The sequence below is a fragment of the Paenibacillus sp. IITD108 genome (genome assembly GCF_036541265.1).
Lineage (GTDB): Bacteria > Bacillota > Bacilli > Paenibacillales > Paenibacillaceae > Pristimantibacillus.
The window spans coordinates 26,993-53,281 of record NZ_JAZHCT010000012.1 but is presented as its reverse complement, the minus strand read 5'-3'; the positions used below and the strand labels follow the sequence as shown (position 1 = coordinate 53,281).

Annotated in this window: 18 protein-coding genes and 1 pseudogene; 13 read left to right on the top strand and 6 right to left on the bottom strand. The window is 44.9% G+C overall.

The genetic code is table 11. The features are described 5' to 3' along the window. The first annotated feature begins 63 nt into the window (after nucleotides 1-63). From V1L65_RS12695 to pgmB, 5 genes are read left to right on the top strand one after another with little or no spacing between them, the layout of a single operon-like run. Nucleotides 64-939 (top strand): carbohydrate ABC transporter permease, encoded by an 876-nt coding sequence (locus V1L65_RS12695; protein ID WP_331699527.1) that lies wholly within the window; start codon nucleotides 64-66, stop codon nucleotides 937-939. Then, entirely contained in the window at nucleotides 939-1,775 is an 837-nt protein-coding gene (locus V1L65_RS12690; protein WP_331699526.1) for a carbohydrate ABC transporter permease, read from the top strand. Before V1L65_RS12695 ends, V1L65_RS12690 begins: the two co-directional genes overlap by 1 nt. 30 nt (nucleotides 1,776-1,805) lie before the next feature. Next, nucleotides 1,806-3,890, top strand: a complete 2,085-nt coding sequence (locus tag V1L65_RS12685; protein ID WP_331699525.1) for an amylo-alpha-1,6-glucosidase — start codon at nucleotides 1,806-1,808, stop codon at nucleotides 3,888-3,890. 20 nt (nucleotides 3,891-3,910) lie between these two features. Then, nucleotides 3,911-6,199, top strand: a complete 2,289-nt coding sequence (locus V1L65_RS12680; protein ID WP_331699524.1) for a glycoside hydrolase family 65 protein — start codon at nucleotides 3,911-3,913, stop codon at nucleotides 6,197-6,199. 18 nt (nucleotides 6,200-6,217) lie between these two features. Next, entirely contained in the window at nucleotides 6,218-6,889 is a 672-nt protein-coding gene (gene pgmB, locus V1L65_RS12675) for a beta-phosphoglucomutase (protein WP_331699523.1), read from the top strand. Nucleotides 6,890-7,044: 155 nt separating this feature from the next. Here pgmB and V1L65_RS12670 read toward each other — a convergent pair whose 3' ends face one another. From V1L65_RS12670 to V1L65_RS12660, 3 genes are read right to left on the bottom strand one after another with little or no spacing between them, the layout of a single operon-like run. Continuing rightward, a complete protein-coding gene (locus V1L65_RS12670) occupies nucleotides 7,045-8,214 on the bottom strand; it encodes a Ger(x)C family spore germination protein (protein WP_331699522.1) in 1,170 nt (389 codons plus the stop codon). Between the two features lie 5 nt (nucleotides 8,215-8,219). Beyond that, entirely contained in the window at nucleotides 8,220-9,701 is a 1,482-nt protein-coding gene (locus tag V1L65_RS12665) for a spore germination protein (RefSeq protein WP_331699521.1), read from the bottom strand. Beyond that, nucleotides 9,685-10,782: an endospore germination permease gene (locus V1L65_RS12660; protein WP_331699520.1), complete on the bottom strand. Its 1,098-nt coding sequence runs from the start codon at nucleotides 10,780-10,782 to the stop codon at nucleotides 9,685-9,687. The genes V1L65_RS12665 and V1L65_RS12660 overlap by 17 nt, the downstream gene beginning before the upstream one ends. 215 nt (nucleotides 10,783-10,997) lie before the next feature. Between V1L65_RS12660 and V1L65_RS12655 the strand changes: the two genes are divergently transcribed. The 8 genes from V1L65_RS12655 to V1L65_RS12620 all read left to right on the top strand — a co-directional run bounded on the left by V1L65_RS12655 (nucleotide 10,998) and on the right by V1L65_RS12620 (nucleotide 24,620). Then, the gene (locus V1L65_RS12655) at nucleotides 10,998-11,483 is read left to right on the top strand and encodes a hypothetical protein (protein WP_331699519.1); all 486 of its coding nucleotides are present in this window, start codon (nucleotides 10,998-11,000) and stop codon (nucleotides 11,481-11,483) included. Nucleotides 11,484-11,575: 92 nt separating this feature from the next. Beyond that, nucleotides 11,576-12,583 (top strand): Gfo/Idh/MocA family protein, encoded by a 1,008-nt coding sequence (locus V1L65_RS12650; protein ID WP_331699518.1) that lies wholly within the window; start codon nucleotides 11,576-11,578, stop codon nucleotides 12,581-12,583. A 294-nt stretch (nucleotides 12,584-12,877) separates the two neighbouring features. Then, nucleotides 12,878-14,674 (top strand): cache domain-containing sensor histidine kinase, encoded by a 1,797-nt coding sequence (locus V1L65_RS12645; protein ID WP_331699517.1) that lies wholly within the window; start codon nucleotides 12,878-12,880, stop codon nucleotides 14,672-14,674. Then, nucleotides 14,646-16,079, top strand: coding sequence for a response regulator (locus V1L65_RS12640; RefSeq protein WP_331699516.1), 1,434 nt, complete (start codon nucleotides 14,646-14,648; stop codon nucleotides 16,077-16,079). Before V1L65_RS12645 ends, V1L65_RS12640 begins: the two co-directional genes overlap by 29 nt. A gap of 102 nt (nucleotides 16,080-16,181) precedes the next feature. Further along, entirely contained in the window at nucleotides 16,182-17,552 is a 1,371-nt protein-coding gene (locus V1L65_RS12635; RefSeq protein WP_331699515.1) for an ABC transporter substrate-binding protein, read from the top strand. Nucleotides 17,553-17,668: 116 nt separating this feature from the next. After that, entirely contained in the window at nucleotides 17,669-18,538 is an 870-nt protein-coding gene (locus V1L65_RS12630) for a carbohydrate ABC transporter permease (RefSeq protein WP_331699629.1), read from the top strand. Nucleotides 18,539-18,556: 18 nt separating this feature from the next. Continuing rightward, entirely contained in the window at nucleotides 18,557-19,405 is an 849-nt protein-coding gene (locus V1L65_RS12625) for a carbohydrate ABC transporter permease (RefSeq protein ID WP_331699514.1), read from the top strand. Between the two features lie 55 nt (nucleotides 19,406-19,460). Continuing rightward, entirely contained in the window at nucleotides 19,461-24,620 is a 5,160-nt protein-coding gene (locus tag V1L65_RS12620) for an S-layer homology domain-containing protein (protein ID WP_331699513.1), read from the top strand. A 70-nt stretch (nucleotides 24,621-24,690) separates the two neighbouring features. Here V1L65_RS12620 and V1L65_RS12615 read toward each other — a convergent pair whose 3' ends face one another. From V1L65_RS12615 to V1L65_RS12605, 3 genes and pseudogenes are all read right to left on the bottom strand, one after another. Next, nucleotides 24,691-25,194 carry an SRPBCC domain-containing protein gene (locus tag V1L65_RS12615; RefSeq protein ID WP_331699628.1) on the bottom strand — a complete coding sequence of 168 codons (504 nt, stop codon included), beginning with the start codon at nucleotides 25,192-25,194 and terminating at the stop codon, nucleotides 24,691-24,693. A 30-nt stretch (nucleotides 25,195-25,224) separates the two neighbouring features. Continuing rightward, nucleotides 25,225-25,677, bottom strand: a pseudogene (locus V1L65_RS12610) (SRPBCC family protein); the annotation flags it as partial. 49 nt (nucleotides 25,678-25,726) lie between these two features. Further along, a complete protein-coding gene (locus V1L65_RS12605; protein ID WP_331699512.1) occupies nucleotides 25,727-26,056 on the bottom strand; it encodes an ArsR/SmtB family transcription factor in 330 nt (109 codons plus the stop codon). Nucleotides 26,057-26,289 lie beyond the last annotated feature (233 nt).

Sequence of the window (26,289 nt, the reverse complement as noted above, 5' to 3'; positions counted from 1 at the left end):
TCTTGAAGGATGTTAGGCTTTCTTCATATCCGTTAAGACTAGACAAGTGAGAGGGTGGTACCCGTGTCGAATAACAAAAGCAAGCTTTGGTATTGCTTGTTCACAATGCCGTTATTTTTAATATTTCTGATCGTAGTCGTAATCCCATTTCTAATCGGTATTTATTACTCGTTTATTAATTGGGATGGCATCCCTAGCAACCCGAAAGTGTTTGTTGGTTTTGATAATTACTCCACTTTGTTTCAAGACCAGCGTTTTTTAGATTCAGCCTGGGTTACGATCAAATTTACAATCTTCGCTTTAATCAGCGTTAATTTACTGGGTATAATTTTCGCATTAATCGTAACTGCCGGATTTAAAACGAGCAATCTTGCACGTACATTGCTCTTTATGCCGAACCTGATTGGCGGATTGATTTTAGGATATATTTGGCGCTTTATATTTACGGACGGCTTCAAGCAAATCGGTTCAATTACAGGAATTGATTCTGTTTTCTTTAACTGGCTGATCAACCCGCAATTTGCATTGGTTGCGCTAGTAATAGTGTTTACCTGGCAAATGGCAGGCTACACAATGGTTATTTATATTGCAGGCATTCAAGGTATTTCTGATGAGGTTATGGAGGCTGCAAAGGTTGACGGGGCAAATTTATGGCATCGCATGACCAAAATTATATTCCCGCTGCTTATGCCGTCTTTTACAATTTGTCTGTTCTTGACGCTGTCAGGAGCCTTCAAAATTTACGACGTCAACCTTTCCTTGACTAATGGCGGACCTATGCATAAAACAGAGCTGTTTGCCATGAATATTTTCAATGAAATATTCGGCTATGGCAACTATGGGTTAGGTCAAGCAAAAGCGATTATATTCTTTGTCATCGTTGCACTTGTTACCATTACACAGGTTATTATTACGAAACGAAAAGAGGTGCAAATGTAATGAGAAAAGCTAATAATGGCGTCATTTCCGTGCTAATCATTATTGCTGCGCTTATCTTTTTGTCTCCGATTTATATCATGCTTGTTAACTCGTTCAAGACGAGATCCGAGCTTTATGAAAATGTACTTGCGCTGCCTTCAAGCTTTAGCTTCGAATATTATGCTGGCGCAATGAAAAAAATGAACTTTCTGACCGTCTTCGGCAATTCGTTGTATGTCACGATAGCTACCGTAGTTTTCGTTATCGTGCTTTCATCAATGACGGCGTGGATGCTGGTGCGCCGCGATAATGCAATGAGTAAAATAATATTTTTCTCCTTCGTAGCGACGATGCTCATTCCATTCCAAACGTTAATGATGCCGCTTATGCAGGTTATGGACTGGATCCGTACTTATTTGCACTTGCCTGTATTAAACACACATGAGGGCTTGATTTTTATGAATATCGGCTTCCATGCAGGCATTGCTGTTTTTCTATACCACGGATTTATCAAATCGATCCCGATTGCTCTTGAGGAAGCGGCGATCCTGGACGGCTGCAGCACTTTTGGCGTGTTTTGGCGCATCGTATTTCCATTGTTGAAAAGCATTACGGTGACTGTAGCCATTTTGGATGTTATTGCATCCTGGAACGACTATTTGCTTCCTTCACTTGTGCTTTCAGACAAAGGTTTGCGTACGATACAGCTGTCAACCTTCTATTTCTTCGGTGAATTTACAATCGTATGGAATCAAGCTATGGCAGGCCTGACATTAACGATCATTCCAGTTGTCATATTCTATGCTTTTGCGCAAAAATACATCATTAAAGGAATAGCCGCAGGAGCCGTTAAATAATGGCTTATCTGATGCGAGAATAGGAGCTATATGAGCAACAAAGTTTTGATGGAGCATCCGTTGTTTTATGTAACCGATCAATATGGCAATGCCGATTCACGGCAAGATTTAGGACATGGATTATATATGAAGGATACACGGTTTCTAAGCCACTACGAGCTGCGTATTAACGGGGAGCAGCCTGAGCTGTTAGGCGAGGGAACGACTGAAAGCTATATGCAGACCACCATTTTAAAGCATGAAATCAAGGATTGCGGCGCTATAGAGATCAAAAGAAGCAGTTATTTATATGATGGCGCCTTGCGTGAGCAGTTGACGCTGACGAACTATTTCTTAACTGAACAGCCAATTAAGCTTTCTGTGAAATTTGATGCAGATTTTCAGGATATGTTTATCGTGCGCCGCTATCGTTCCGGTGAAGTAGGAGAGAAGACTGCTGCCGTATTTAAAAGCAATAGCATGCTGCTTCAATATATAGGAAAAGATGTGCAGCTGCGGCAAACGCTCATTCAATGGGATGGCAATCCTGATGTCAATGAACAGGAACAAGAGCTGATGTATGAGCTGACACTAGAAGCTGGAAAGCATACTGCAATCCAGTTTGCATTCGTACCTGTAACCAATCAAACCGAGCGAGCGTTGTTGCCGTTTGAACAGGGGCTAGAAAAGCTGCAGTTCAGCTATGATTTATGGTTAACGCGCAATACGAGAATGACGAGTTCAAATGCCATGTTTAATTCGCTATACGAGCGGAGCCTGCAGGATTTGCGCATGCTGCAAACCGATATTGGCTACGGGGCTACAACGGTTGCAGGATTGCCATGGTTTGCAACTGTATTTGGCAGAGACAGTCTTATTACAGCATTATTCATGCTGCCTCTTCATCCCGCTCACGCGCTTGGCACGCTGCGCACGCTTGCAGCTCATCTAGGTAAAAAAGAAGATCCGTGGCGCGATGAGGAAGTCGGGAAAATAATGCATGAAATTCGATTTGGCGAGCTTGTACAAACGGGCCAGTCCCCTTTTTCGCCTTATTATGGAGGGGTAGATTCTACTCCATTATTTCTCGTGCTGCTTGTCGAATATGTGAAGTGGAGCGGAGATATCTCCATCATCAATGAGCTGCAGGATGCGGTCGATGCAGCCCTTGGCTGGATTGACCGGCGCAGCCAAGGAAATGCTGCCGGTTTTCTGACCTATAAGCAAGAGGCGGAGCAAGGCTTTCCGAATCAAGGCTGGAAAGATTCTAGCAATAGTATTGTCCAAGAGAATGGGCAGCTTGCTGCTGCGCCTATCGCGCTCATTGAAGTACAGGGTTATATTTGCTGGGCGAAGCAGGGCCTGTCGTCGATTTACGAATCGCTTAATCAATATGAGCGAAGTGGGAAATTACGTTCCGAAGCCAATCATCTAGCCGAGCAAATTGTTCAGTATTTCTGGCTGGAGGAAGAACAGTTTTTCAGCATTGCGCTTGATGGAGAGCTTAAGCCAGTGCGTTCCATAACTTCTAATCCAGGCCATTTGCTATTGTCCTCGATATTAAACGATGCGAAGAAGGAAGCGGTAAGCAGCAGACTGCTGAGCGAGGATATGTTTACAGGCTACGGAATTCGCACAATGAGCAGCCATTCAACAGGCTATTATCCGATGGGCTACCATAACGGAAGTGTTTGGCCGCATGATAATGGGATGATATTGCTCGGATTTTTGCGAAGCGGCCGCTTGAAGGAAGCTAAGCTGCTCGTTTCGGGCTTGCTGCATGCTGCTGCTGAAGTTCCAGATCAGCGCTTCCCAGAATTGTTTTGCGGATATAGCAGACAGGAATGCGATCGCCTTGTGCCTTATCCGACGACTTGCTCCCCTCAGGCCTGGTCAGCTGCAACTGCGTTTGTTATGCTGCAGGCGATGCTTGGACTGCAGGTTGATGTGCCCAATGGCATCATTACGCTGTCGCCAAGCTTGCCGCTTGATATTCAAGATATGAATGTTGTGGGACTAACAATCGGATCAGGAAAACTAGATTTATATTTGTACATCGATCAGGACAGCGATGAAACGTATGCAACTATTTTAACGAATACAACAGGTCTGGACGTAAAGATCGTTACCGAATAACACGGATAGGAGCAATCAAAATGACTTGGTCTATTAATCATACATCGCTTGCAGAAGCTGATTTGCTTAACCAGGAAAGTATCTATGCGCTTGGCAACGGTTATCTGGGAGTACGCGGCAATTTCGAGGAAGGCTATAGCGGCAATATGAAAACGATTCGCGGGAGCTATATTAACGCCTTTCATGATGTCATCAATATTCCATATGGTGAAAAGCTCTACGGTTTTCCTTCTACGCAGCAAAAGCTGGTTAATATTATGGATGCCCAAGGCATTGATATCTACGTAGGAGATGCGCGGGAGCATTTTAATCTTTTTACGGGAGAAGTCATTTCCTATAAGCGGGAGCTCAAGCTCAAGGAAGGCATATCCGAACGCTTCATTCATTGGAAATCGCCTTCCGGGCAGGAGCTTAAAATAACGTTTCGACGCCTAGTTTCGTTTACGGTTCGTGAATTGCTTGCCATTCATATTCTCATTGAGCCAATCGCTGTGCAAGGGACAATTGCTATCGAATCACATTTGAATGGCGATGTTGAAAACTATACCGCTGTCAATGATCCGCGCGTAGCTTCTGGACATGCAAAGCTGCTTACAACAAAAGCGATCGGTACGGAAAGCGGCATCGGATTTGTGCGCAATGAGACATTGGCTTCTAAGCTTTCAGTCAACTGCGCAACCACATACAGCCATTCAGAAGCATTAGAAAATGAACATATTGTCTTAACCGAGCAAGTAAAATATCGCACAGTGTTTGCTGCTGCTGAGCCGATCACATTCACGAAGTGGAATGTATTTACGGATACACTTCGGCATGGTGAGCAATCGCTTGTTATTGCGAAGCAAAAAGCATCTGAGCTGACTGCTCTAAGCTTTGCCCAGATCATGGAGCAGCAACAGCAATATTTAGCAGATTTTTGGCTTCGTTCTGATATCGTCATTTCAAATGATGATGAGCTGCAGGAAGGCATTCGCTTTAATGTTTTCCAGCTGCTGCAATCGGCAGGCCGCGATGAATACAGCAATATTGCAGCGAAGGGGCTTTCGGGAGAAGGTTATGAGGGACATTATTTCTGGGATACAGAAATATATATGCTGCCTGTCTTTCTGCTTACGCAACCCGATATTGCCAGGGGGCTGCTTATTTACCGTCATCATATTTTGCCGTTTGCGAAGCAGCGCGCTCGAGAGATGGGCCATAAGAAGGGGGCTCTTTATCCATGGCGTACGATTGCTGGCACGGAGTGCTCGTCCTTTTTCCCATCAGGTACGGCACAGTACCATATTAGCGCTGATATCGCTTATAGCTACATTCAATATTTTATGGCAACAGAGGATTATGATTTCTTAGCGGGCTACGGGTGCGAGGTGCTGGCCGAGACTGCCAGGCTTTGGATCGAAGTTGGCCATGAACGTGACGGCCGCTTTTATATTGACGAGGTTACCGGTCCGGACGAATATACATGCTGCGTAAATAATAACTACTATACGAATGTTATGGCCAAGCATAATTTAGCATGGGCAGCAAAAACGCTGAAGCTTCTGCAAGCTCATAACGAGCAGCGCTACAATGAACTGCTAATACAGCTGGAGTTGTCTGAGGATGAAATTTCCGTTTGGGCAAATGCGGCGCAAAACATGTACTTGCCGTATGACGCGGCGCTTGGCATTAACCCGCAGGACGATTCATTTTTAAATAAAAAAGTATGGGATTTTGAAAACACCCCGAAGGAAAAGTATCCGCTGCTGCTTCATTTCCATCCGTTGACGATTTATCGTTACCAGGTTTGCAAGCAGGCAGATACTGTGTTGGCGCATTTTCTGCTGGAGGATGAGCAGACGGAAGAAACGATTAAACGTTCCTATGATTATTATGAACAGATTACAACACATGACTCTTCGTTATCGACTTGTATCTTCAGCATTATGGCTTCAAAAATCGGCTATGCGGATAAAGCCTATCACTATTTCAAAGAAACTGCCCGTTTAGATTTGGATAACACGCATGGGAATACCAAGGATGGTCTGCATCTTGCCAACATGGGCGGCACTTGGATGGCAATCGTATTCGGCTTCGCGGGAGTGCGTATTAAGCCAGACACTTTATCACTTGCACCGAAGCTGCCAGCCGATTGGGACCAATATCAATTTAAGCTGCAATACAAAGGGCGTTCAATTGAAATGGTTGTTTCAAAATCAGGTATTGAGCTTACTTTGGCAAGTGGCGATTCGCTATCCGTTACACTTTTCGGAAAGAGCATACCTTTACAGCCGCACGAGACTTACAAGGCTGAGCTAATCCAAGTATAGAAAGTGAGAGAAAATGCAATGAGCGATAAGCTGCAAGCCGTCATCTTTGATCTGGATGGCGTTATAACTGATACAGCCGAGCACCATTACCTCGCATGGAAAGCAATCGGTGATGAGCTTAATCTTCCATTTACTCGAGACTTCAACGAGAATTTGAAGGGAGTTTCCCGATTGGAGTCTTTGCGCCTGCTGCTCAGTCTGTCGCCTGTAGAGCTCAATTATTCAGAAGAACAATTAAATGCGTTGGCAGAGAGAAAAAATGATTTGTACAAGGAGCTGATCGCTCAGATCAAGCCTTCCGATGTGCTGCCGGGCATACCGGAGCTGCTTGGTCAGCTGAAGCGGTTAGGGATTAAAACAGCCATTGCTTCTGCCAGCAAAAACGCTTTTTCCGTTATTAAAAACTTGAAGATGGAAGAGCAATTCGATATTATCGTCGATGCTGCCGAAATCAAAAACTCCAAGCCTGATCCAGAAGTGTTTCTCGCAGCAGCCGAGCAGCTTGGCGTAAAGCCAGAGGCATGCGTTGGCATAGAAGATGCAGTCGCTGGTGTTGAAGCGATCCGTTCCGCCCATATGACAGCTGTTGCAATTGGCAAAAAGGAGCATTTCCCCCATGCTCATGTAACTTATAGCTGCACAGCAGAGCTGAATGCAGATGCGCTTATTGAGCTGCATCGTCAGCACTAGCATTAAAAAAGAAGCTTCCAATTCCATAATTGTTATGGAGTTGGAAGCTTTTTTTGCAATCTAAGAAAGTATAAGTTTTTGCAACCTTATATCTGTTCTTATATTTCACCAGTAAACGCGCCTGTCCAAAGGACGGCGGAGCCGTTTATCCTTGACTATTTATTACTTTTAATTTGCCTGTTTTTGTCTGAGCTTGAATGCTCTATATCGATATTGAGATTAATTTCGCGAATGGCAGTATCGTCGATCAATGGACTGTCTGAGGAAGATAGGGATTTCCAGTTGTGAAAATGTTTTTGATAAAGGGTATGCTCAAGATTGTAAACATCTATATGTTTTTCTTTGCCTGCACGAAATGTTTCTTCAATTTCCCGCTTAATTTCTTCTTTTGTTTTTTCTGTCAACTGATCGAGATCCTGCAGATCATTTTTAGAGCGATTGACGATATACCCTCTTGCCTTTATGTTAACTGTAAAACTAGGTTTTTTTTCTGCAGGAACATAATTCAACTTTGTTTTTGGTTTTTCAAATACGATTTGCAGGGTAGGTTCATTTCTCGGAACCGGGACACCGATGCGTATGGAGCCTTTTTGAATCCAGCGCAAGCCTTCCAAATCTTTTAACGTCATATAGTTCTGAAAAGTAGTGTTTTTAAGAAAAAAGGCCCCATCAAATGTCAGTTTAGGCTCTTTTTTTTCTTTGTTGCTCCAATTTTTGCTATCTAAAGACAATACAGGAATGGCTGTTGTATAACCAGGTTCATGGACTTGCGCAATTAATCGATGCAGCTTGATTGATTTAATGATAGATGCTTGTGAATAAGTGCCTTCCGGCTCATGGAGAATCGTGCTGAGCGGCGATTGGCCGAAGAAGCCTGCAGTGGAAAAAATATCCTTAATCGATTCACGTGTACCGAATACCCAAGGAGTCAAGCGAAATTCATAGTATCGGCTAATACTGTCAGAGATGGACTCAAAACCTTTCTTGAAGGCAGCTTCTGTTATTAAAACGGAAGTCACATGCCCCCAATACACTCTTTCCTGAGAGCTTTTATATAAATTGAAAAAGGCTTCCTCAAAAGAATTTCCTACTCCTTCGCCAACCCATACATTAACAGATTTTTTTTGACCGCTCGTTTTTGCAACGGATTGAAAGTCGAGAAACTGAATATATCCGTGATATTTTCCATCCTTAAAATCGACACCAATTGCTGATGCATAGTTTAGTTTTTCAATGTCATAAATGTCGGTGGAAGCACATCCGGAGATGAAGATCAATATTGCAAATGTTGTTATACTCAGAAAATATCGTTTGATATTATTCAAAGCGCTCACCTTTTTCGTTTGTTTAGCATGGCGGAGGACATTCGTGATCGTTTGAACGGATTCATTAAAAACGCATCCATCCATTGTTTGAATTTCAAGGAGGTTAAAGGCTCAAGATAGGCAAGTCCGAATGATTCGAGCCGGCAAAGATAAATTAAAATCGCAAACATGCTTAAAAAAAATCCATATACGCCAAGGTAAGAGGAGACCAACAAGATAAATGCTCTTAACAAGCCTACCGTCCCTGATAACGATTGATTGACTAAGCAAAATGTAGCAACAGCTGATATCGCGATAACAACCAGCAGTGTAGGTGAGGCTAGACCGGCGCGAATAAGTGAATCACCGATAATTAAACCGCCAACAATTCCGATTGTCTGGCCAACCGCTTTAGGCAGCCGGATGCCCGCTTCGCGAAGCAGCTCGAATTGGAACAGCAGCAGCAACGCTTCAAGAAAAGAGGGGAGCGGTATGCCTTCCCGTGAAATGACGACAGTTGCAAGCAGGGCGAAAGGGATTTGATCCAAATTAACGGTTGCGATAGCAATCCAGAAGCCGGGCAAAAATATACTGAGCAGCAAGCCGATGATTCGCAATATTCTTTGAAACATTACATAGTAATAGGGAAAATGAACGTCTTCAGGCGACTTCAGCAGTTCTAGAAAATTACTTGGGCCAATCAGCGCCATAGGGGACCCATCTACAATCAGGATGAATCGGCCGCGTAATAATGTTTCCACGACAAAGTCTGGCCGTCCAATATAATCAATCAATGGAAATAAGGAAAAGGTGCGGTTTGACAGCCATTGCTCTAACTGCCCGCTGCTTACCAGGCTTTCCACTTTAAAAGTATTTAAGCGTTGGCGCGCTTCTGTAATCATTTCCGGATTTGCTTTGTGCTTGAGGTAAAGCAAAGAAATGCGCGTTTTACTTAACGTTCCGACCATAAATTGTTCATTATATAGCAGACTGGTTTGAAGCCGCTTCCTAATAAGCGATATATTGGTAAAAAGATCTTCCGTGAAAGCATCCTTTGGTCCTTTTATGGAAATTTCTGTATTGGATTCTTGCAGTGAGCGCTGGGGTACATTGCAAATATTTATTGCCCAGAAGCCTTTATCGCCCTCATGATAAATAATTAAATATCCTGTAAACAGCTTTTCAAATAACTCGAGAAATGTATGGTTAATTTCGAATAGTGGCAAGCTTTCCAAATCTTTTGAAAAACTGAGAGGATCTAAGGAAGGCTGATTTATTATATATTGACACATTTTGGACAAATACTCGTTAAGCTGTATTTTATCGACCATCCCCTCGCAATAAAAGGCGGTCAGCTTGTTTGCTGTTTCCAATTCCGGAAGTGTAGGAAAGTGAATGTCTGCATAAAAGGACAATACTTCCTTTAATCGGCTTATTTTCAAGGATCCTTTGCTTAGCAAGATATCCAAATCTGCAAATAATGCTTTTTCTTCAGGTGAAGTTTTCATTTGCAATATCCGCCTTCTTTCTAGGAAAATAAGCTATAACCAAAAGAGCAGCCGTAATCATTACTCCAAACCAAAACGAATAGCCGTAAAAATAACTGTGAATTATTTTTTGAGCTCTAATATCGCTTAATTGCATAATAGAAGGCAGGGCCATAATGAGTGTGGCGACGACCATAATTGCTTGTTTATATTTTTGCATGCGGTATCCGATAAGCTCAGCTGCTAAAAAAATAATCAACGCCGTTCTCATTACACTGCCTGCCATCAGTTGAAAGGCGGCCAAAAAATCGACATGGGAAATATGGTTGCCAATCATAACCAATCTCCATTGTTCGAATGCGGGAAACCTCATATTAGCGGCTTGAAAAGGGCCAAATGCAGTAATGGATCCGATTGTCGGACCCATAATCAATCCTGCCAACAGCGTCAATAATATAGCAACCGTGCCATAATTTAATGGTTTTTTTAATTTATGTTGCAAGAGCAATAAAATCATTAAATCTATACTCCCGCCGAATACAATGACTATGCCTCGCAAATCGGGTGTAAAACCTTCCGTAAAAAGCGGGTACAGCATACTGTAATCCTTGCTTTTAACAGTCATGAATGAAACGCCGATTCCTAAAATCCACACAATAGGCAATAGCAGAACAGACAAATAGATTAAAGTTTTCAGACCTGACCTGGCTGCGCCGAAGGACAAAATAATAAAACTGAAAATAATAACGGCATTAGGCGTACTTGGCAGAAAAAATATATTAATATTTTTTACAGTATCAAAAATAATCATCGTTCCGGCAACCAGTAAATATAAAGTTAATCCGCTGACGATAATCCAGTATCCGATTTTTCCGCCCTTGGCTTCAAGCCAGCTGTTGAACGGAGTGATCCCCATTGATTTTAAAATGAGATATAGAAAAAAACTCCAGCCTATAAGGATCACATACGCAGCTAAAATACTTACCCATGCATCCCGGCCTGCTTCTTGGAGAAGGTGTGGAATAATAAGTACATGATTGGATATGCCAAGCGACAGCAGCAGCAAAAATATAAGCTGCAGTCTTGAGAAAGATACTTGCACTAAAATTCCTCCAATACAGGAAAATACATTATCTGGTATAATGCCCTTTTCCGCAAAGTTTATGCAGGGCTGGGGTTGACGGTTTGCGGGATCGTTTTTTAGAGTGAAACGAGTCGTGTAACTAAGCGGCAAAAATGATAATATGATTATATAAAGAGAGTTGGAAGGAACTGCACGCCTTCCAAGGCATTTATGGGCAGTGAGGTGAACGGAATATGGCGGTCAGCACGAAAAAAAAGCTGGAGCGCGAAGCGGTTGATCTGTTTATTAGCTTGTATAACAAAACGGCGGACAATCGTTTGAGACTGCTTTATCAGCAGGAAAAGCCGGATGCTGTTTTGATGGATAGCCGGGGGAGCAAGCTGGGATTGGAGATTACCCATTTGTTTTACAGCGAGCAGGAGGCACGGCAATTGTTTCTGAGAGAACATCGTTCCATTATTTGTATCGAATCGATCGATAGTTTAATCGAATCGTTAAATCAGCTGGTTTTGCGAAAGGAAGCTAAAAGCAAGGGGTATAGCTCAGATTATCCACTAGCCTTGCTTATCCGGAACTTGTCCCCAAGCTTCGGCTGGAGTGATTTTAATAATGCCTGGGACAAAATCGCAGCACCATCAGCTGCATTCACAGAAATATGGCTGCTTGCGAAGGAGCGGCCCGCAGAAGAGCAATGGTACCTCAAAGCGTTACGGTCTTAAAATTAGTGGTATTTCTAAGGACTTACTCCGCATAAGTAAAAGAATATGAGACAGCAAAAACAAAAAAGTACAATTCTAGGAGGACAAATCGTATGGGAAAGTTGAGGTTTGTTGTAGTAAGTACGGGTTGGGTAGCTGGTGAATATTTGAAAGCGATTGCAGAGAGAGCTGATGCTGAAGTTGCAGCAGTAGTAAGTCAAAATATCGAATTTGCAAAAAGCAGGCTGGTACAATTGGGAATCCAAGCGGATGTTACGAATAATTATGAGCAGGCTATCCAGGCGTCGGATGTAGACGCAGTAGTATTGTGCTCCACGCCTGATCTTCGTCCTGAACAGGCCGTTCTAGCAGCACAATACGGCAAGCATTTGGTGCTGGAGAAGCCGCTGGCGATGGATAGAGCAGGGCTCTATGCGATGTCCGAGGCGTTCGAGAAGCACCCGGTTCGCACAGCTGTCAGCTTTGTTTTGCGGTGGAATCCTTCTTTTACAAATACGAAGGCTTTAATTGATGATGATGCGATCGGACGCGTCTACATGGCTCAAATTGATTATTGGCATCATGTTGGCCCGCAATATGGCCAGTATCGTTGGAGCAAGACGAAGGCTAGAGGCGGAAGCAGCATGCTGTCAGCTGGCTGCCACGCGATTGATGCTCTTCGTTATTTTGCCGGTGAAATTTCAGAGGTAACAGCTTACAGCTGCAGCACCTGGGCTGACTCTGAATATGAGTTTGACCCCAATGCTATTGCCATTTTCAAGCTCAAAAATGGCGGAATCGGTAAAGTCTCATCTTCCTTGGAGTGTAAAACACCTTATCGGTTCAATGTGCATTTGCTAGGGGAGAAGGGAGCGATTATGAATAATCAGCTCTTTACACACAAGCTGCCTGGACAAACAGAATATGCTGTTATACCGACGATTTTGCCGGATAGCGGGGACGTCTCCCATCATCCTTTTGTCGAAGAGATTGATGATTTTATTCGGGCATTGCGTAATGGAACGCCAACCAGATGCGAATTTCGCGATGCTTATAAAACGATGGAAGCTAGCTTTGCTGTAGATGAATCAATCGCTACCGGAAAGAGCATATCGCTTTAAAATGTAATTTGGTTAGACTTTATTATTGATTTATATTCAAAAATGGAACTCCTACACTCCCGATGTACACAAGAAAGAAGCTGTTCATGACCGAGCCGGTTCATGGACAGCTTCTTATGCGTTTGTCGGAATACTCCTTATGATTTGGATGCTCAAAGATGTTTAATCTTCTATCATCTTAGAATTGTTATACTGATATACAAGTTTTTAATCTGCTGATATAGTTTTGGAATGTGATAAAATGAAGGGTACATTTTGGAGACTCGAGTACATATAAGGAGTGACTTAAACAGGATGCAGACCAGGCGAAAATGGCTTCCGAATACGCTGAAAAACAGACTTTTTATCGCTTATATCACACTTTTAATGATTCCTCTGTGCATCGGTATTTATTACCTTTTTCAACATTTCGAATCCATTAGGCAGATTGATATGATAGACCGCATGTCTGAGCGTATGCAGCAGGTTTATATATCTTTAACGGATATGATGGCATTTGCTTATAAAGCGAATATTATGCTGAGCCAGGATGAAAGCTTGATCCAGATTATGCATGCCCCTGATAAGTATGATCCTCTTGAACGAAAGAAAATAATAGAGAGCAAAATGTTTGGAATCAACAACAGCTTTTTTTTCCATCAGACAGAGCTTTATTTTCGTTTAATCGACCGTAACGGCAATGTATATACCTCCTATGCTCCCAATGACCAGTTGACTAATGAGCAGAAAGAACTGCAGGATTGGCACAATAAACTGCAAGCCGGCGACCGCCCTTATCGCTGGGTTGCGGATGATTGGAATGATGTAAGAGGAAGTCAAGGAAACAAGCTTCTGAGTCTATATATAATGCTGGATGACGATCTTCGGGGAAATTACGGATTGGCACGTATTAGCATCAACATTCAAGAATGGTTTCGCAATACACTAAAAGATAATCCAGCCTATCAGGATCTGACCATTTTTACAGGCCAGGGTGAGACAGTTATGCAAAACAAGGAGACTGCTTTCAGTCCGGAGAGTTTGAAAAGAATCATTTCTTCTCAGACACAAAATGGGCATTTCAAGGATGAACATGCTTTGTCTCTTGTCAATTATAGTTATGTGGAGGATTTAGACTGGTATGTGGTTAGTCAAATGCCCTTGAGTGAGCTGCAGCAGGAAGTTCAACGATTAAGGCTGATGATATATTTGTTTCTGATTATCCTGGTAATCGTTTTCATATTGGTAACCTTCTTCTTGGCATCTCGTATGACTCAGCCACTTTATGTATTGAAGCGAAGCATGGAGGAAGCGTCGGACAAAAAGTTGAATGTTAAAATCGCCATCGAAAAAGGCGCAACCGATGAGATTCGTTCTCTTAGCGATAGCTTCAATCGGATGATCGATGATGTTGTTGCGCTCATTGCAAAGCTTAAACAGGAGGAGCGGCAAAAACAGGCGGTTCGTTTCCAAATGCTGCTTTACCAGATGAACCCGCATTTTCTTTTGAATACCTTGAATACTGTCAAATGGATTGCCAGAAAAGAAAAGCAGGACGCCATTGCGGGAATTTGCACTTCATTGGGTTTAATTCTGGAGGCTAGTCTTAATTCAGATATCGAGTTGATTCCTCTTCAAGAAGAGATCAAACTGTTGCGGTCCTATGAATCTATACAGGCGTTTCGATTCAGGGAACATTTCACAATCATCTATGAAACGGAGGAAGCGGTGCAATATGCACTCGTTCCCAAGTTTAGTTTACAGCCTTTGGCAGAAAATTGTATCGCTCATGGCTTTAACATGACCGAAGGCCGAGGGACCATATGGGTCAGGGCGCGGGCAGAGGGAAGCGAGCTTGTTCTGGAAGTGGAAGATAACGGCATCGGTATGGAAGAGGCAGCACGCAGGCCAGGAAGACGCAGCGGACACGGGATCGGACTGAGCAATTTAAGGGAAAGGCTGGAACTGCTTTTTAAGCGGGAGGGAGCTTTGGAACTTATATCGGACTCAGAAGGTACCCTGGTTCGCATTCGTTTGCCTCTGTTGATTGCAGCGCCGTATTCACAGAAAGGAGATGACAGGCATGTGGACGATTTTATTGGTGGAAGATGAAGTGTTTGTCCGCGAAGCGATTAGAGAAATTTTGGATTGGGAACGACACGGCTTTTGTGTTGTCGGGGAAGCGGGAAACGGCAGTGAAGCGTTAGCCACTATTCTAGAGTTGAAGCCCGATGTCGTCATCGCCGATATTGTTATGCCCGGCATGGATGGTATTGAACTGCTGAAGGAAACGAGGAAGGCAGGAATTCGCAGTCGCTTTATTATGCTGACGGCTATGAGCCACTTTGATTATGCGCGGGACGCCCTTCAATACGGGGCTTCCAATTATTTGCTGAAACTGTCTTTAAATGATGATATTTTGCTGGATAGTCTGGCGCGGATCAAGGATGAATTGCTTGCTGAGCTAAAAGCGGCGGGAGAGGCACTTTATCCGCTTTATCATCGGATTTGGGCGGTTATTTGGGGAACGGGAGCATCCCTACAAGCTGATTCAGTTGAGCTCTTCATGCCGATGGAGAAATTTCGCAGTCTGAGTTTGGAAATTGTAGTTGTGTTAAGCGGTGCTGTTCCTGCAAAAGCTGAACAGGCATATATCAGGCCGGAACAATATTTGCTTGTCCAATCGTTTCATGATGCAGGTCAAACGACCTTTTTTTGCTGGGGCTTTCAGAAGGAGATGGAATTATGCCGAATGCAAACGGATCGTATGATGGAATCGGTGTCAGACAGCAGCTTAGCCCGTTTATCCCATGATTGGCTGCAAGCTCTGAATCTATTAAACGGTAATTGGTATGGTTGTGATACCTATACAACAGATAATAAAAGTGTAACAACACCACTAGGTGAGTTGGAGGCTGAGCTTATTCGATGCTTTGAAGAGCGGAGTGAATCCAAATGCGCTGAAGTAACGTCGCAAATTTGGGAGAGCATGAAAGAATCGTCATTTTCCCATGTGGAAGTGAAAAAAACTGCGGTTCATCTGCTTCATATGTTGACGATGCTGGCAGGACGAAAACCGGGGGATTGGGCAGAAATCTACTCTGCAGTCAGCCATGAATCGCTGCTTGCGCATGTTGCGCAGGAAATACGTGAGCTTATTCGTCAGAAACAGGAAGAGCACGTGAGCTTTACGGATCATCCAGAGGTGAACCTGGTGATTCAATTTATGCTGGAGCATTACAAGGAAAACATTAAAGTGACAGATCTGGCCAGACAGGTAGCTATGAATGTGGACTACTTGAGCACCGTGTTCGGCAAAAAAACAGGATTGACGCCTATAGCCTATTTACGGAATATTCGGATCGAACAAGCCAAGCGCCTGTTGCTGCATTCCAAACTCAGTATGGAGGAAATTGCGAGTCAGACGGGCTTTACCGACGATGCTTACTTTATTAAAATATTCAAACGCCTGGTTGGACAAACTCCCAGTTCTTTCAGGAGAGAGAATAATATATAAGTTTTGTACTGCTAATCTGCAAGTTTCGTCCCTTATAGGATTAGGAGCGAATTGGTATATTTGGGATGAATCAAACATCCATTTAGGGAGGTTACAGGAAAGATGAGAAAAAGAAAGCGGTTAGTTGCAGGATTGGCATGGATAGTGGCGGTGTCTCTGATGCTTGCAGGCTGCGGAGGAAACAGTAATAGCAATAACGGTAATGGAGGAGCAGAAGGGACGCCTTCGTCCAAGCCGTCCTCAAGCGTCGAGCCCAGCCCAACAGCAAGCGCAGACCCAATCAAGCTGACGTTGTGGGGAGGCGTGCCGCCCGAGAGCGGACCCCAAGAGGTAGTCGACAACTGGAACAAGGAAAATCCAGATATTAAATTGGAATATGTGCGGTTCGTAAATGACGAAGCTGGTAATTTGAAGCTCGATACAGCACTGATGTCCAGCCAGCCTGTGGACATGTACGTAACTTATGATTACAGTCTTTACGAGAAGCGGATCAAAGCCGGGAATGCGCTTGATCTGAGTGCATTCACCGACTACAGCGTGGATGACAAAATGGGCGAAGGCGCCGCTTTCTGGACAGTGGATGACAAGTATTATGGTGTTCCGACTACGAAAGGTCCTTCGTTTGTCTGGCTGAACAAGGATATGCTCGATGCGAAGGGACTGGAGGTTCCGACAGAATGGGGGCTGGACGAGTTTAGGGATTATGCTGCCAAGCTGAAGGATGACAACGTATGGGGACTTGCACAAAGCGATTATTACTTCAATGTGCCGATCAATGGTTCTATGAGGAAGCAGAGTTTGCAGCTGACGAATCCAGATGGCACCTCGGCTTTTGATAATCCGTTTACGGTAAAAACGCTGCAAGTTTATTCGGACATGATGTTCACCGATAAAAGCTTGATGCCTCATACGGAGCAGATTACTTCAAAGCCTGCCCTGGATCAAATGTTTGTAAAAGGTGAAACAGCGATGCTGTTCTCCACGAATCAGGTCTTCCGTACAACGAACAATCTGGCGGAATTTCCGCGGACATTCAAAGTGGCTGCGGCTCCAGCTCCAAAGGTAGAAAAGGATCAAACGGATTATATTTATGCCGGCGGTTTGGGTGATGTTATTTCTATCAATCCTCGCACCAAACATCCAGAAGCAGCCTGGAAGTTTATCCAGTGGTATGCGGATGGCGGAATGCTGCCGATGGCGGCAGGCGGCAGAGTGCCGGCATCCAAGGACTTCCCGATTGATGGGGCCGTTGCGCTTATGTTCAAAGGGGCAGAGGATACGTATGACCTTGAATCAATTAAGCGGGTCATTTTCGGGAACCTTCCGCTCGGTCTAAGCCGTTTGGACCGGAAAACGGGAAGCGAGCAGCAGGCTGTCTATGACAACGTGTTTTCACGCAAGCTGACTCCTGAGGAAGGCGCGAAGGAATTAGCGCGGGTTCATAACAAAAATTTGCAAGAGTCATCTAAATAAAGCCGCATTTAGGGAAGGCGGTGCTTGAGCGCCGTCTTCCTCTTTGGCCGAAAGCTGCATGATGGTTCATACTACACACTATACAGAGAGAAAGGCGGTGACTGATCGTGAACTGGATGAAACGTCAGAGGCTGATTGGTTATATATTCATTGCTCCCAATTTAATTGGAATGACGGTGTTTATGCTAGTTCCAGCCTTGTTTTCATTTTACTTAATGTTTACGGATTGGATATTCGCTAGCGGGCAAAGTCCGCGTTTTATCGGATTGGATAATTTCAGGATGATGGTGGAGGACGATTTGTTTGCTGTATCGGTCAAGAACACCTTGCTGGTGTTAATTCCTGTACCGATTTCAATTATGCTTGGATTTATAATTGCAGTCATGCTTAACAATCGGACTTATTTTCAGAAGACGCTACGAGCATTCTTTTTTGCACCATATTTCACCAGCGGCATAGCCGTTGCCTTCGTATGGATGGTGCTTTTTCAACCGACCAATGGTCCGATTAACGCATTCCTGCGATCCGTTGGTGTATCCGATCCTCCCTTATGGTTCGCTTCTCCGGATACAGCGATGTATGCGGTGCTAGTGATGATGACTGCAGGCGGCATCGGATATAACATGATTATTTATTTAGCCGCACTTCAGGAATTGTCCTCAGAGCAACTGGAAGCCGCCAAGATAGACGGAGCGACGTTTGGGCAGCTGCTGCGACTGATTATATTTCCTTTGGTAAGCCCGACGACACTTTTCCTGACGATTACCGGCTTTATCGGCTCCATTAAAGGCTTTGGCATGATTTACGCCATCACGCAAGGAGGCCCGGCCAATAGTACGACGGTTTTCTCTATTTTTGCTTATAAGAAAGCGTTTAACTTCTATGAAATGGGATATGCGTCAGCTGTCTCGTGGACCATGTTCCTAATTATCCTTTGTATCACACTTATTCAATGGGTAGGCCAGAAAAAGTGGGTCCATTATTAAAGGGAGAGGAGACGTAAAATGGATACAAGAAATTTCAGAATATTCAGAGAACGGTTGGTCAAAAGCTTAAACACAATCCTTATGGCGCTAGCCAGTTTGCTGCTGCTGTCACCAATGATCTGGATGATCAGTACCTCATTCAAGAAGCCGAAGGACGTCTTCACTTATCCGATTCAGTGGATTCCGCTTGATCCAGTATGGACTAACCATTTCAAGGTATGGATGACAGGCGATGGATTTATGATGTTTTATTTGAACTCTTTAAAAATATCATTGATCTTAATGATCGGCGCTCCTTTGTTGGCCGCATTTGCTGCTTATGGGTTTAGCCGGATTCCTTTCAAAGGAAGGGATGCTATCTTTTTGCTTTATTTATGTTTGATGATGATTCCGCCCCAAGTGCTGTTTGTCCCGAAATTTATCATGTTTGATTGGATGAAAATTTACAATACCCATTGGGCGCTCATTCTGCCGGGCTTGTTTACGGTATTCGGCGTCTTTATGATCCGGCAATTTTTCATGAGCATACCCCATGAAATATCGGAAGCGGCTTTTATTGATGGAGCCGGCCATTTCCGGATTTTCTTTCAATTGTTTCTGCCGCTTTCCAAGCCGGTTCTGGCAACCTTCGCCATTATTGATTTTACATGGACGTGGAACGATTACGAGAACGCCTTGATATTTCTGCTTGACAAGAGATTGTATACGGTACCGCTCGGCATGCAAAATTTTATGCTAGAAGCGGGGGTGGACTACAACATGATGATGGCCGCCGCCACGGCAGGAGTCGTGCCGCTGCTCATCGTCTTCTTCCTGGGTCAGAAGTATATTATTCAAGGGTTTTCAAGTTCCGCTGTCAAAGGATAACAGATTTAAGCTAAAAGAATGTATATAAAATACATTAGGGAGGAATGAAAGGCGTATGATTAAAAAGTTTGGTGTCATCCTTCTGGTCCTTTGTTTGTCAGGCATCTGGAACGTTATAGCTCATTTTAATACAGAACATGCGTTTGCAGCTGAAGAAACGGACTTCGCTCCTGCTGCAACGGATTTTAATTACGTAATCAGCGATTTTGAACAAGGAACTGATCAATGGATTTTTAGTCTCGGCGATACGCCTGCCGTGCAGGGAAGCTTTGAAGTGATCGAATCAGATGATAGTTACGTAGGGAATTATATGGGGCAATTATTGGCAGATTTCAGCCAAAGGCCTACCGGTTCGCCGTATGTGCTCATCAAAAAAGAGATGAGTGGCCTAGACATTACCCAAATGGCGTTCTGGGTAAAAACTTCGGATCTGAAGTCAATACGTATACGAACTACGGATTCAACAGGGCAGACATTCCAACAGCGTATTACGCTGCAGGAGACATCCGATTGGCAGCAAGTTGTTATCAGTGAAATGGGTTCCAAATCGTTTGAGCATTGGAACGGGGCGAGTGATGGGGTATGGCACGCACCGACGAACAACATATCGATTCTTTTTGATCGATTTGACATTAAGAATGGCGCTTTAACTGCCGCGGTGCTGGTCGACCAGATTACGGCTGATGTCACTCTGCCGCCGGAGGATTTTGATAGCGTAATCAGTGATTTCGAGCAAGCAAATGATGAATGGATCTTCAGCTTTGGAGATACGTCGGCCGTCAAGAGCAGTTACCAGGTGATCGAATCGGCTGAGAGCTACAGAGGAAGCCATGCAGGGAAAATACTGGCGGATTTCAGCCAAAGACCTACAGGCTCGCCCTATGCCTCCATCAAAAAAGAGGTGGACGAACTTGATATTGAACAAATGGCTTTCTGGATTAAAACTTCGGATCTGAAGTCCGTGCGTGTAAGAACAACAGATGCGACGGGACAGACATTCCAGCAGCGAATTACGTTGCAGGATACATCTGATTGGCAGCAAGTTGTTATCAATGAAATGGGTTCCAAATCGTTTGAGTATTGGAACGGAGCGAATGATGGGGAATGGCATAAACCGGCCGTAGCGATTACGATTCTTTTTGACCGATTTGACATTAAGAACCCCGCGCTAACTGCCACAGTGCTGTTCGATCAGTTTACGGCTCGAATCGGCGACTGGCTTCCGGAGCTGAAAATTCAGCAAACGACGCTTGGCAACATATTTCTGGATGATGAACCGAATACATTTATCGTAAGATCATCCTGGCCAGTGATCAATTGGGCTGCTTTCGATATTTACGGGGAGCAAGTCGCATCGGGAAGTGAGAACACAAATGTCGGGCAGGCCGGGATTACGGTGCCTTTCAGCAAATTGGGATATTTTACGCTGGAAGTTTCAGCTGAGCGGCCAGGCACTGAACCGCTGGTTCGCAAAACCGCTTATGCGGTTGTCTCCTCTGCTTTGCCTCCCGGCAACGGTGACTCGCCGTTTGGCATCAATACGCATCTGAACAGAACGGCTGGCGGGTGGAGCAAGGAGCTGGCCGAGATTATTCGTTATATGGGAGCTTCCTACGTACGAGACGGCGTGGAATGGATGACCCTTGAGAAGGAAAAAGGCAAATACACCTTTGAACCTTCGCCGAATGATTACATGGCGAAGCTTGCGGAGAATGACCTTAAAGTACTTCTGGTCGCGGCTTTCAATAACCCGTTTTACGACAACAATGGCACGCCTTATACGGATGCGGGCAGAAAAGGGTTTGCTGAATACGCCAAGGCCTATGTGGGGAGATATAAGGATCAGATTATTGGGCTGAATGTGTACAATGAATTCAATGGCGGCTTTGGCAAACGGGGCAACAGTCCTGCCAATTCGCAGCCGGACTATTACTTCAAGCTGATGAAGGAGACCTATAACGCAGTAAAGCCGGCATATCCCGATGTGCCAATTGTAGGCATCGTCTCTGCAGGCATCGATCTGAACTGGATCGAAGGCGTGTTCAAAGGTGTGGGAGAAGGCGAGGACAAAAACGCCGGTCTGAACTATCTGGATGCCATGTCCATACAGAAATACATGGTCCCGAACACTCCGGACGAAATATTCGACCCGATGGCAGACCTGAAAACGTTGATTAAGCAATACAATGATGATGAGCTTGTGCCGATCTGGGTGACGGAATTTGGTATACCGACGCATCAATCTACCAAAGGAGTCGATGAGAAGACACAGGCCAACTATTTGCTGCGGGCATTTGTGTTTGGACTGGGGCACGGAGTGGAGCGGATGGCCTGGTACGATTTTATGAATGATGGGCTGCAACCTGATTACAATGAAGACAATTTTGGTTTGGTCCGGCATAAGAATGATCTGATGGGAGCCTACACGCCAAAACCGGCTTATGCGAGCTACGCGGCCACAAGTAGGCAGCTTGCCGATGCGGTTTTCCAGAAGATCGAGTCATTCGGCAGCGTGATCAGCAGCCATCGGTTCACCAAGGATGGCGAAGCTCTTCGGGTCGTCTGGGCCCAACAAGAAACCCAAGCTGTTATCGAAACGAACAACAATCTGGAAATTACGGATCTGATGGGCAACACGGAGATCTATACGCCGTATAACGGCAAAATTTATATGACACTGTCGGGGGAACCTTTCTATATCAAAGGAAGCATAGACAGGATCGTACAGGACGATACTTTTGCAGTTGCCGGCGAGCAAGCGGCAATAGGTGATCCGTATACATTCACGGTAACCATGAACAACAAAACCGGACCTCAGCAGCTGGCTGTAACTGCAAAAATGCAGGAAAACAGATATTCGCTTGCGGCTGCGCAGGGGCAATCGGCAGAGCTTTCTCTGACCATTGGCGAGACGCGGGAAGGCTTCCGTTCGGTAGCGGTTCATTTGTTGGACGGAGCAGGCAACAAGATCGGCAAGCTGCGGCATGAGGTTGCAACCGGCATATCGCATAAGGTTACAATTAGACCAGCGCTGCTGCAGAATGAAGGATCATTGACTCAAATATTGAATGTAAATGTAGAAAACTTTAGAGAAGCTGCAGAACTTACTGTCAACAACATAACCTGGAAAGTTGGCGGACAATCCGGCCAAGAGCTTGTTAACACGACTATACAGCCGGGCGGCAAACAGTTATTTAGCATCGCGCTTGACCCGATTTCTCTTGGAGGGGACCAGCAGGCATCCATTCGCGTTGAGTTTGCTCAGCAAGACCCCTATGTGTATACAGGAAATTTCAGCTTTAATCCGGTCAACCGGGGCACGATTGCGATCAACGATCATATCGAGCCGGAGATTGATGTTCTTCCACCTACAATCGACTTGTCGCAAGGGAAACCCGTGTTGTTGTCCGGTCATACCGGCAGCATTGAAGTGAGAGGGCAAGTTTGGCTGCACTACGATCAGGATCAGTTATATTTGACTGCAAAAATAAAGGATGATGTTCATGCGGCGCCGGCCTCCGGAGCTGACATATGGAATAATGACAGTATCCAGTTTGCCTTGTCTCCCGGAATTCCCGGTGAAAGCCTGGGCTGGTATGAATATGGCATATCGGATACGCCTGGTGGCCCGCAAATTTATCGCTGGACGACGATGGGAGAATTGCCGGCAGGGCCGGTATCTAACGGCAAAGCTGCGGTAACGAGGGATGAAGAGCAGAAGCTGACGATCTATAAGCTTGCTCTGCCTTGGTCGGAACTGACGCCGATTCGGCCCGGGCGCGGAGATGTGATGAGCCTATCGCTGCTTGTGAATGATAACAACGGCGCTGGCAGAAGAGGCTGGATGGAATGGGGCTCCGGTATTGGCCTTGAGAAGAGACCAAGTCAGTTCCGGTCGATGCAGTGGATGTTCAATCAGGCAATTCCAACCGCCCAAGATGACGCTTATACCGTTAAAGCCGGCCAGAATGTACAAGGAAGCCTGCAAGCGGAGCATGTAGAAGGGACTAAGCTTACTTACGAAATAGTGGCAAACGGCAAGAAAGGGACAGCCGTGCTTACTGATGCGGCTGAGGGTAAGTTTGTCTACACAGCGGATGCTGCTGTCTCGGGAGAGGATACGTTTACGTTCCGGGTATATGATGGTTTTGAATATTCCAATCTTGCGACTATAAAGGTCGATATTGAAAAAGCGGTTGTAACTCCGCCGTATCAGGGAGGATCTGGTCCGAGTTCTAATATTTCGCATACGGGTCAATTGTATTTGCCGGGCAAGGCAGCAGGGGAAGTAAGCCTGGGCAATATCGCCAAGCTGATCATTGCCGAGGGCACGACAGACCAAAGCACGAAGCTGTTGCTGCTGGAGCTGGATGATAAGGAGATCATCGACTATGCCAGTATGTTGCGCCAACTGCTTAGTCCGATCGTCGATGTACAAGGGGAGCCGGAGGTTAAACTGAATAAGCCGGCGCTCTTGAGTCTTGCATTCGACAAGAAGAAGCTGGGAGAATCACAATATCCGTCTATTTGGCAGTACGACGAAAAGCAGGAGAAATGGATTGAAGTCGGCGGGGAAGCGGATGGCGATATGATTAAGGCGGAGATCGGCAGTTTTGGGAAATTTGCTGTATTTGCCATGGATCGGACGCCAGGGCAGCCAGAGCAAGTCATATTGACCGACATCAAAGGGCATTGGGGACAAGTCTGGATCGAAAAGGCAACACAGCTTGGAATTGTGCAGGGCTATAGCAATCATACCTTCCAGCCTGATAAAGCGGTAAGCCGCCAGGAGTTGATATCTATGCTGGTTCGTGCTCTTGATCCGTCGGATGAAACAGCCGCGCTTGACTTTGCAGATCAAAAACAAATCGGTGCATGGGCAGCTGATGCAGTGAAGTCTGCTGTGCAAGCCGGCTGGATTAATGGCTATAGCGATGGCAGCTTCCGCCCGCAGGCCAATATGACGCGGGCCGAGATGACGGCTGTTATTGTCCGTGCAATGAATCTTCCGGTGAAAAACGGCGGAAATACCGGATTCGCGGATGACGAGCTCATTCCGGTCTGGGCCAAAGGTTACGCTGCTACAGCGGCAGAGAGAGGTCTGATCGAAGGCCGCGGAGGCAACCGTTTCGTAGCAGACGGCATTGTCACCCGGGCTGAAGCGGCAGTGATTATCGTCAGATTGTTAGAAACGAATGAAAGGTTGCAGCAGTAAAAGTTGAAAGAAGCTGTTCATGAACGATTCGGTTCATGAACAGCTTCTTGTGCGTTTGGTAGAATAACCCTTATGATTTGATAACCGAAAGCAGATGCTCGGCGAGACGATCCCAAGTCTCGGTAATACCTTGCTCCATGCCCATTTCGATAACGGTCTTCAAAGCATCCTCGGAATGGAATATGGACTGGCTTCTAACGATTGTTTTGCCATCGGCCTCTTCGAAATGCAATATAACTTCACTTGGAGGCAGCTCCGTTGATTCATTACCCTCAGCGTCTGAGAAATAATCAACGTATACAATTTTTTCTCCTGCTGCAATCTCTTTGTAAACCGCTTTGCCCCATGATTCAAAGCCGTAAAAATCGCCTTGGTTTTTATCCATGCATTTCATGCAATAATGCCAGGAGCCGCCCGGTCTAAAATCAACATTGCAATGGGTAAGCGTCCATCCACGAGGCCCCCACCAATTTTTCAGATGCTCCGCTTCTGAAAAAGCTTTGAATACGTGCTCTTTGGGCGCATCGAAAATGCGCTCTAACATAAACGCTTGGCCTTGAGCCTTCGTCAACATAATTTTAGGGAGCTGCACCTCAAGCCTGTCTAGAGTAGACTGTGCTCCTTCTATCGCTCCATATTGCTTGACAGATTGCTCCAGCTCTTCGATGGATTTGAACTGCATACGCATCGTAAGCTGAGTTGACTGGCCTTCTTGGCCGAAAGTTACCGTTACCCGGAACTGTTCATCATCTGTATCGTCCCCATGAGCATACTCGAGATATTCAGGGGATTCTACTTTGATAAAGGTGATCTTGTTGTTGTAATCATTACCATCAGGCCCGTGCATAACATAACGCCATACTCCGCCAGGCTGAATATTGATTTCCTGCACTGTGGTCGTAAATTGTTTTGGTCCCCACCATTGAGGCAAATGCTTAGGGTCAGTCCAAGCTTTAAATACAAGCTCTCGTGACGCATGGAAACTGCGGGAAATAATCAATTCGCGGCCTTCAACTTTTACTGCGGTTTTGCTCGTTGCATCATTTTTTGTTGTCATTTTCATTCACTCCCAAATAAAATAATTTGAATTTGTGTGCAATCATGACTTAAGTGTCTTCTTTTTCCTTGCTCTGCAGCTCTTTTAAATAATCGTCTAAGCGGTCGAATCTTTCATCCCAAACACGGTGCCATGACTCCAGCCATTGCTCCATTTCCTTAAACGGTTCCTGTCGCAGCTTATAGAATCGTTTATTGGCTTCGGCATTTACTTCGACAAGACCGGCTTCGCTTAGTACGCGAAGATGCTTGGAGGCTTGCGGCTGCCGCAGTCCAGTTCGTTCTGCGATATCCCCAACAGTGAGTGGGCCATCCCGCAAAAGTTCAACGATTTGAAACCGGCTTGGTTCAGCAAGTGCTGCAAAAATCGAAATGTCCATTGTTTACAGCTGTCTCACTCCTCATTTCCATTCAATAATATCGTAATAAGAATATACCATAAAGGGAATATTCCTGTAAAGGAATATTATAAAAAGTCAAAAGACAAGTCAGATTGAGGCAAAATATTAAATATGAATAGTTGTTTTAAGAATAGATAGCTGTAATGATGTGATCTGGATAGCACGTTGCAAGACTGTTTATAGAAAATGGAGAGGTCCTCTTTTATTGTGAA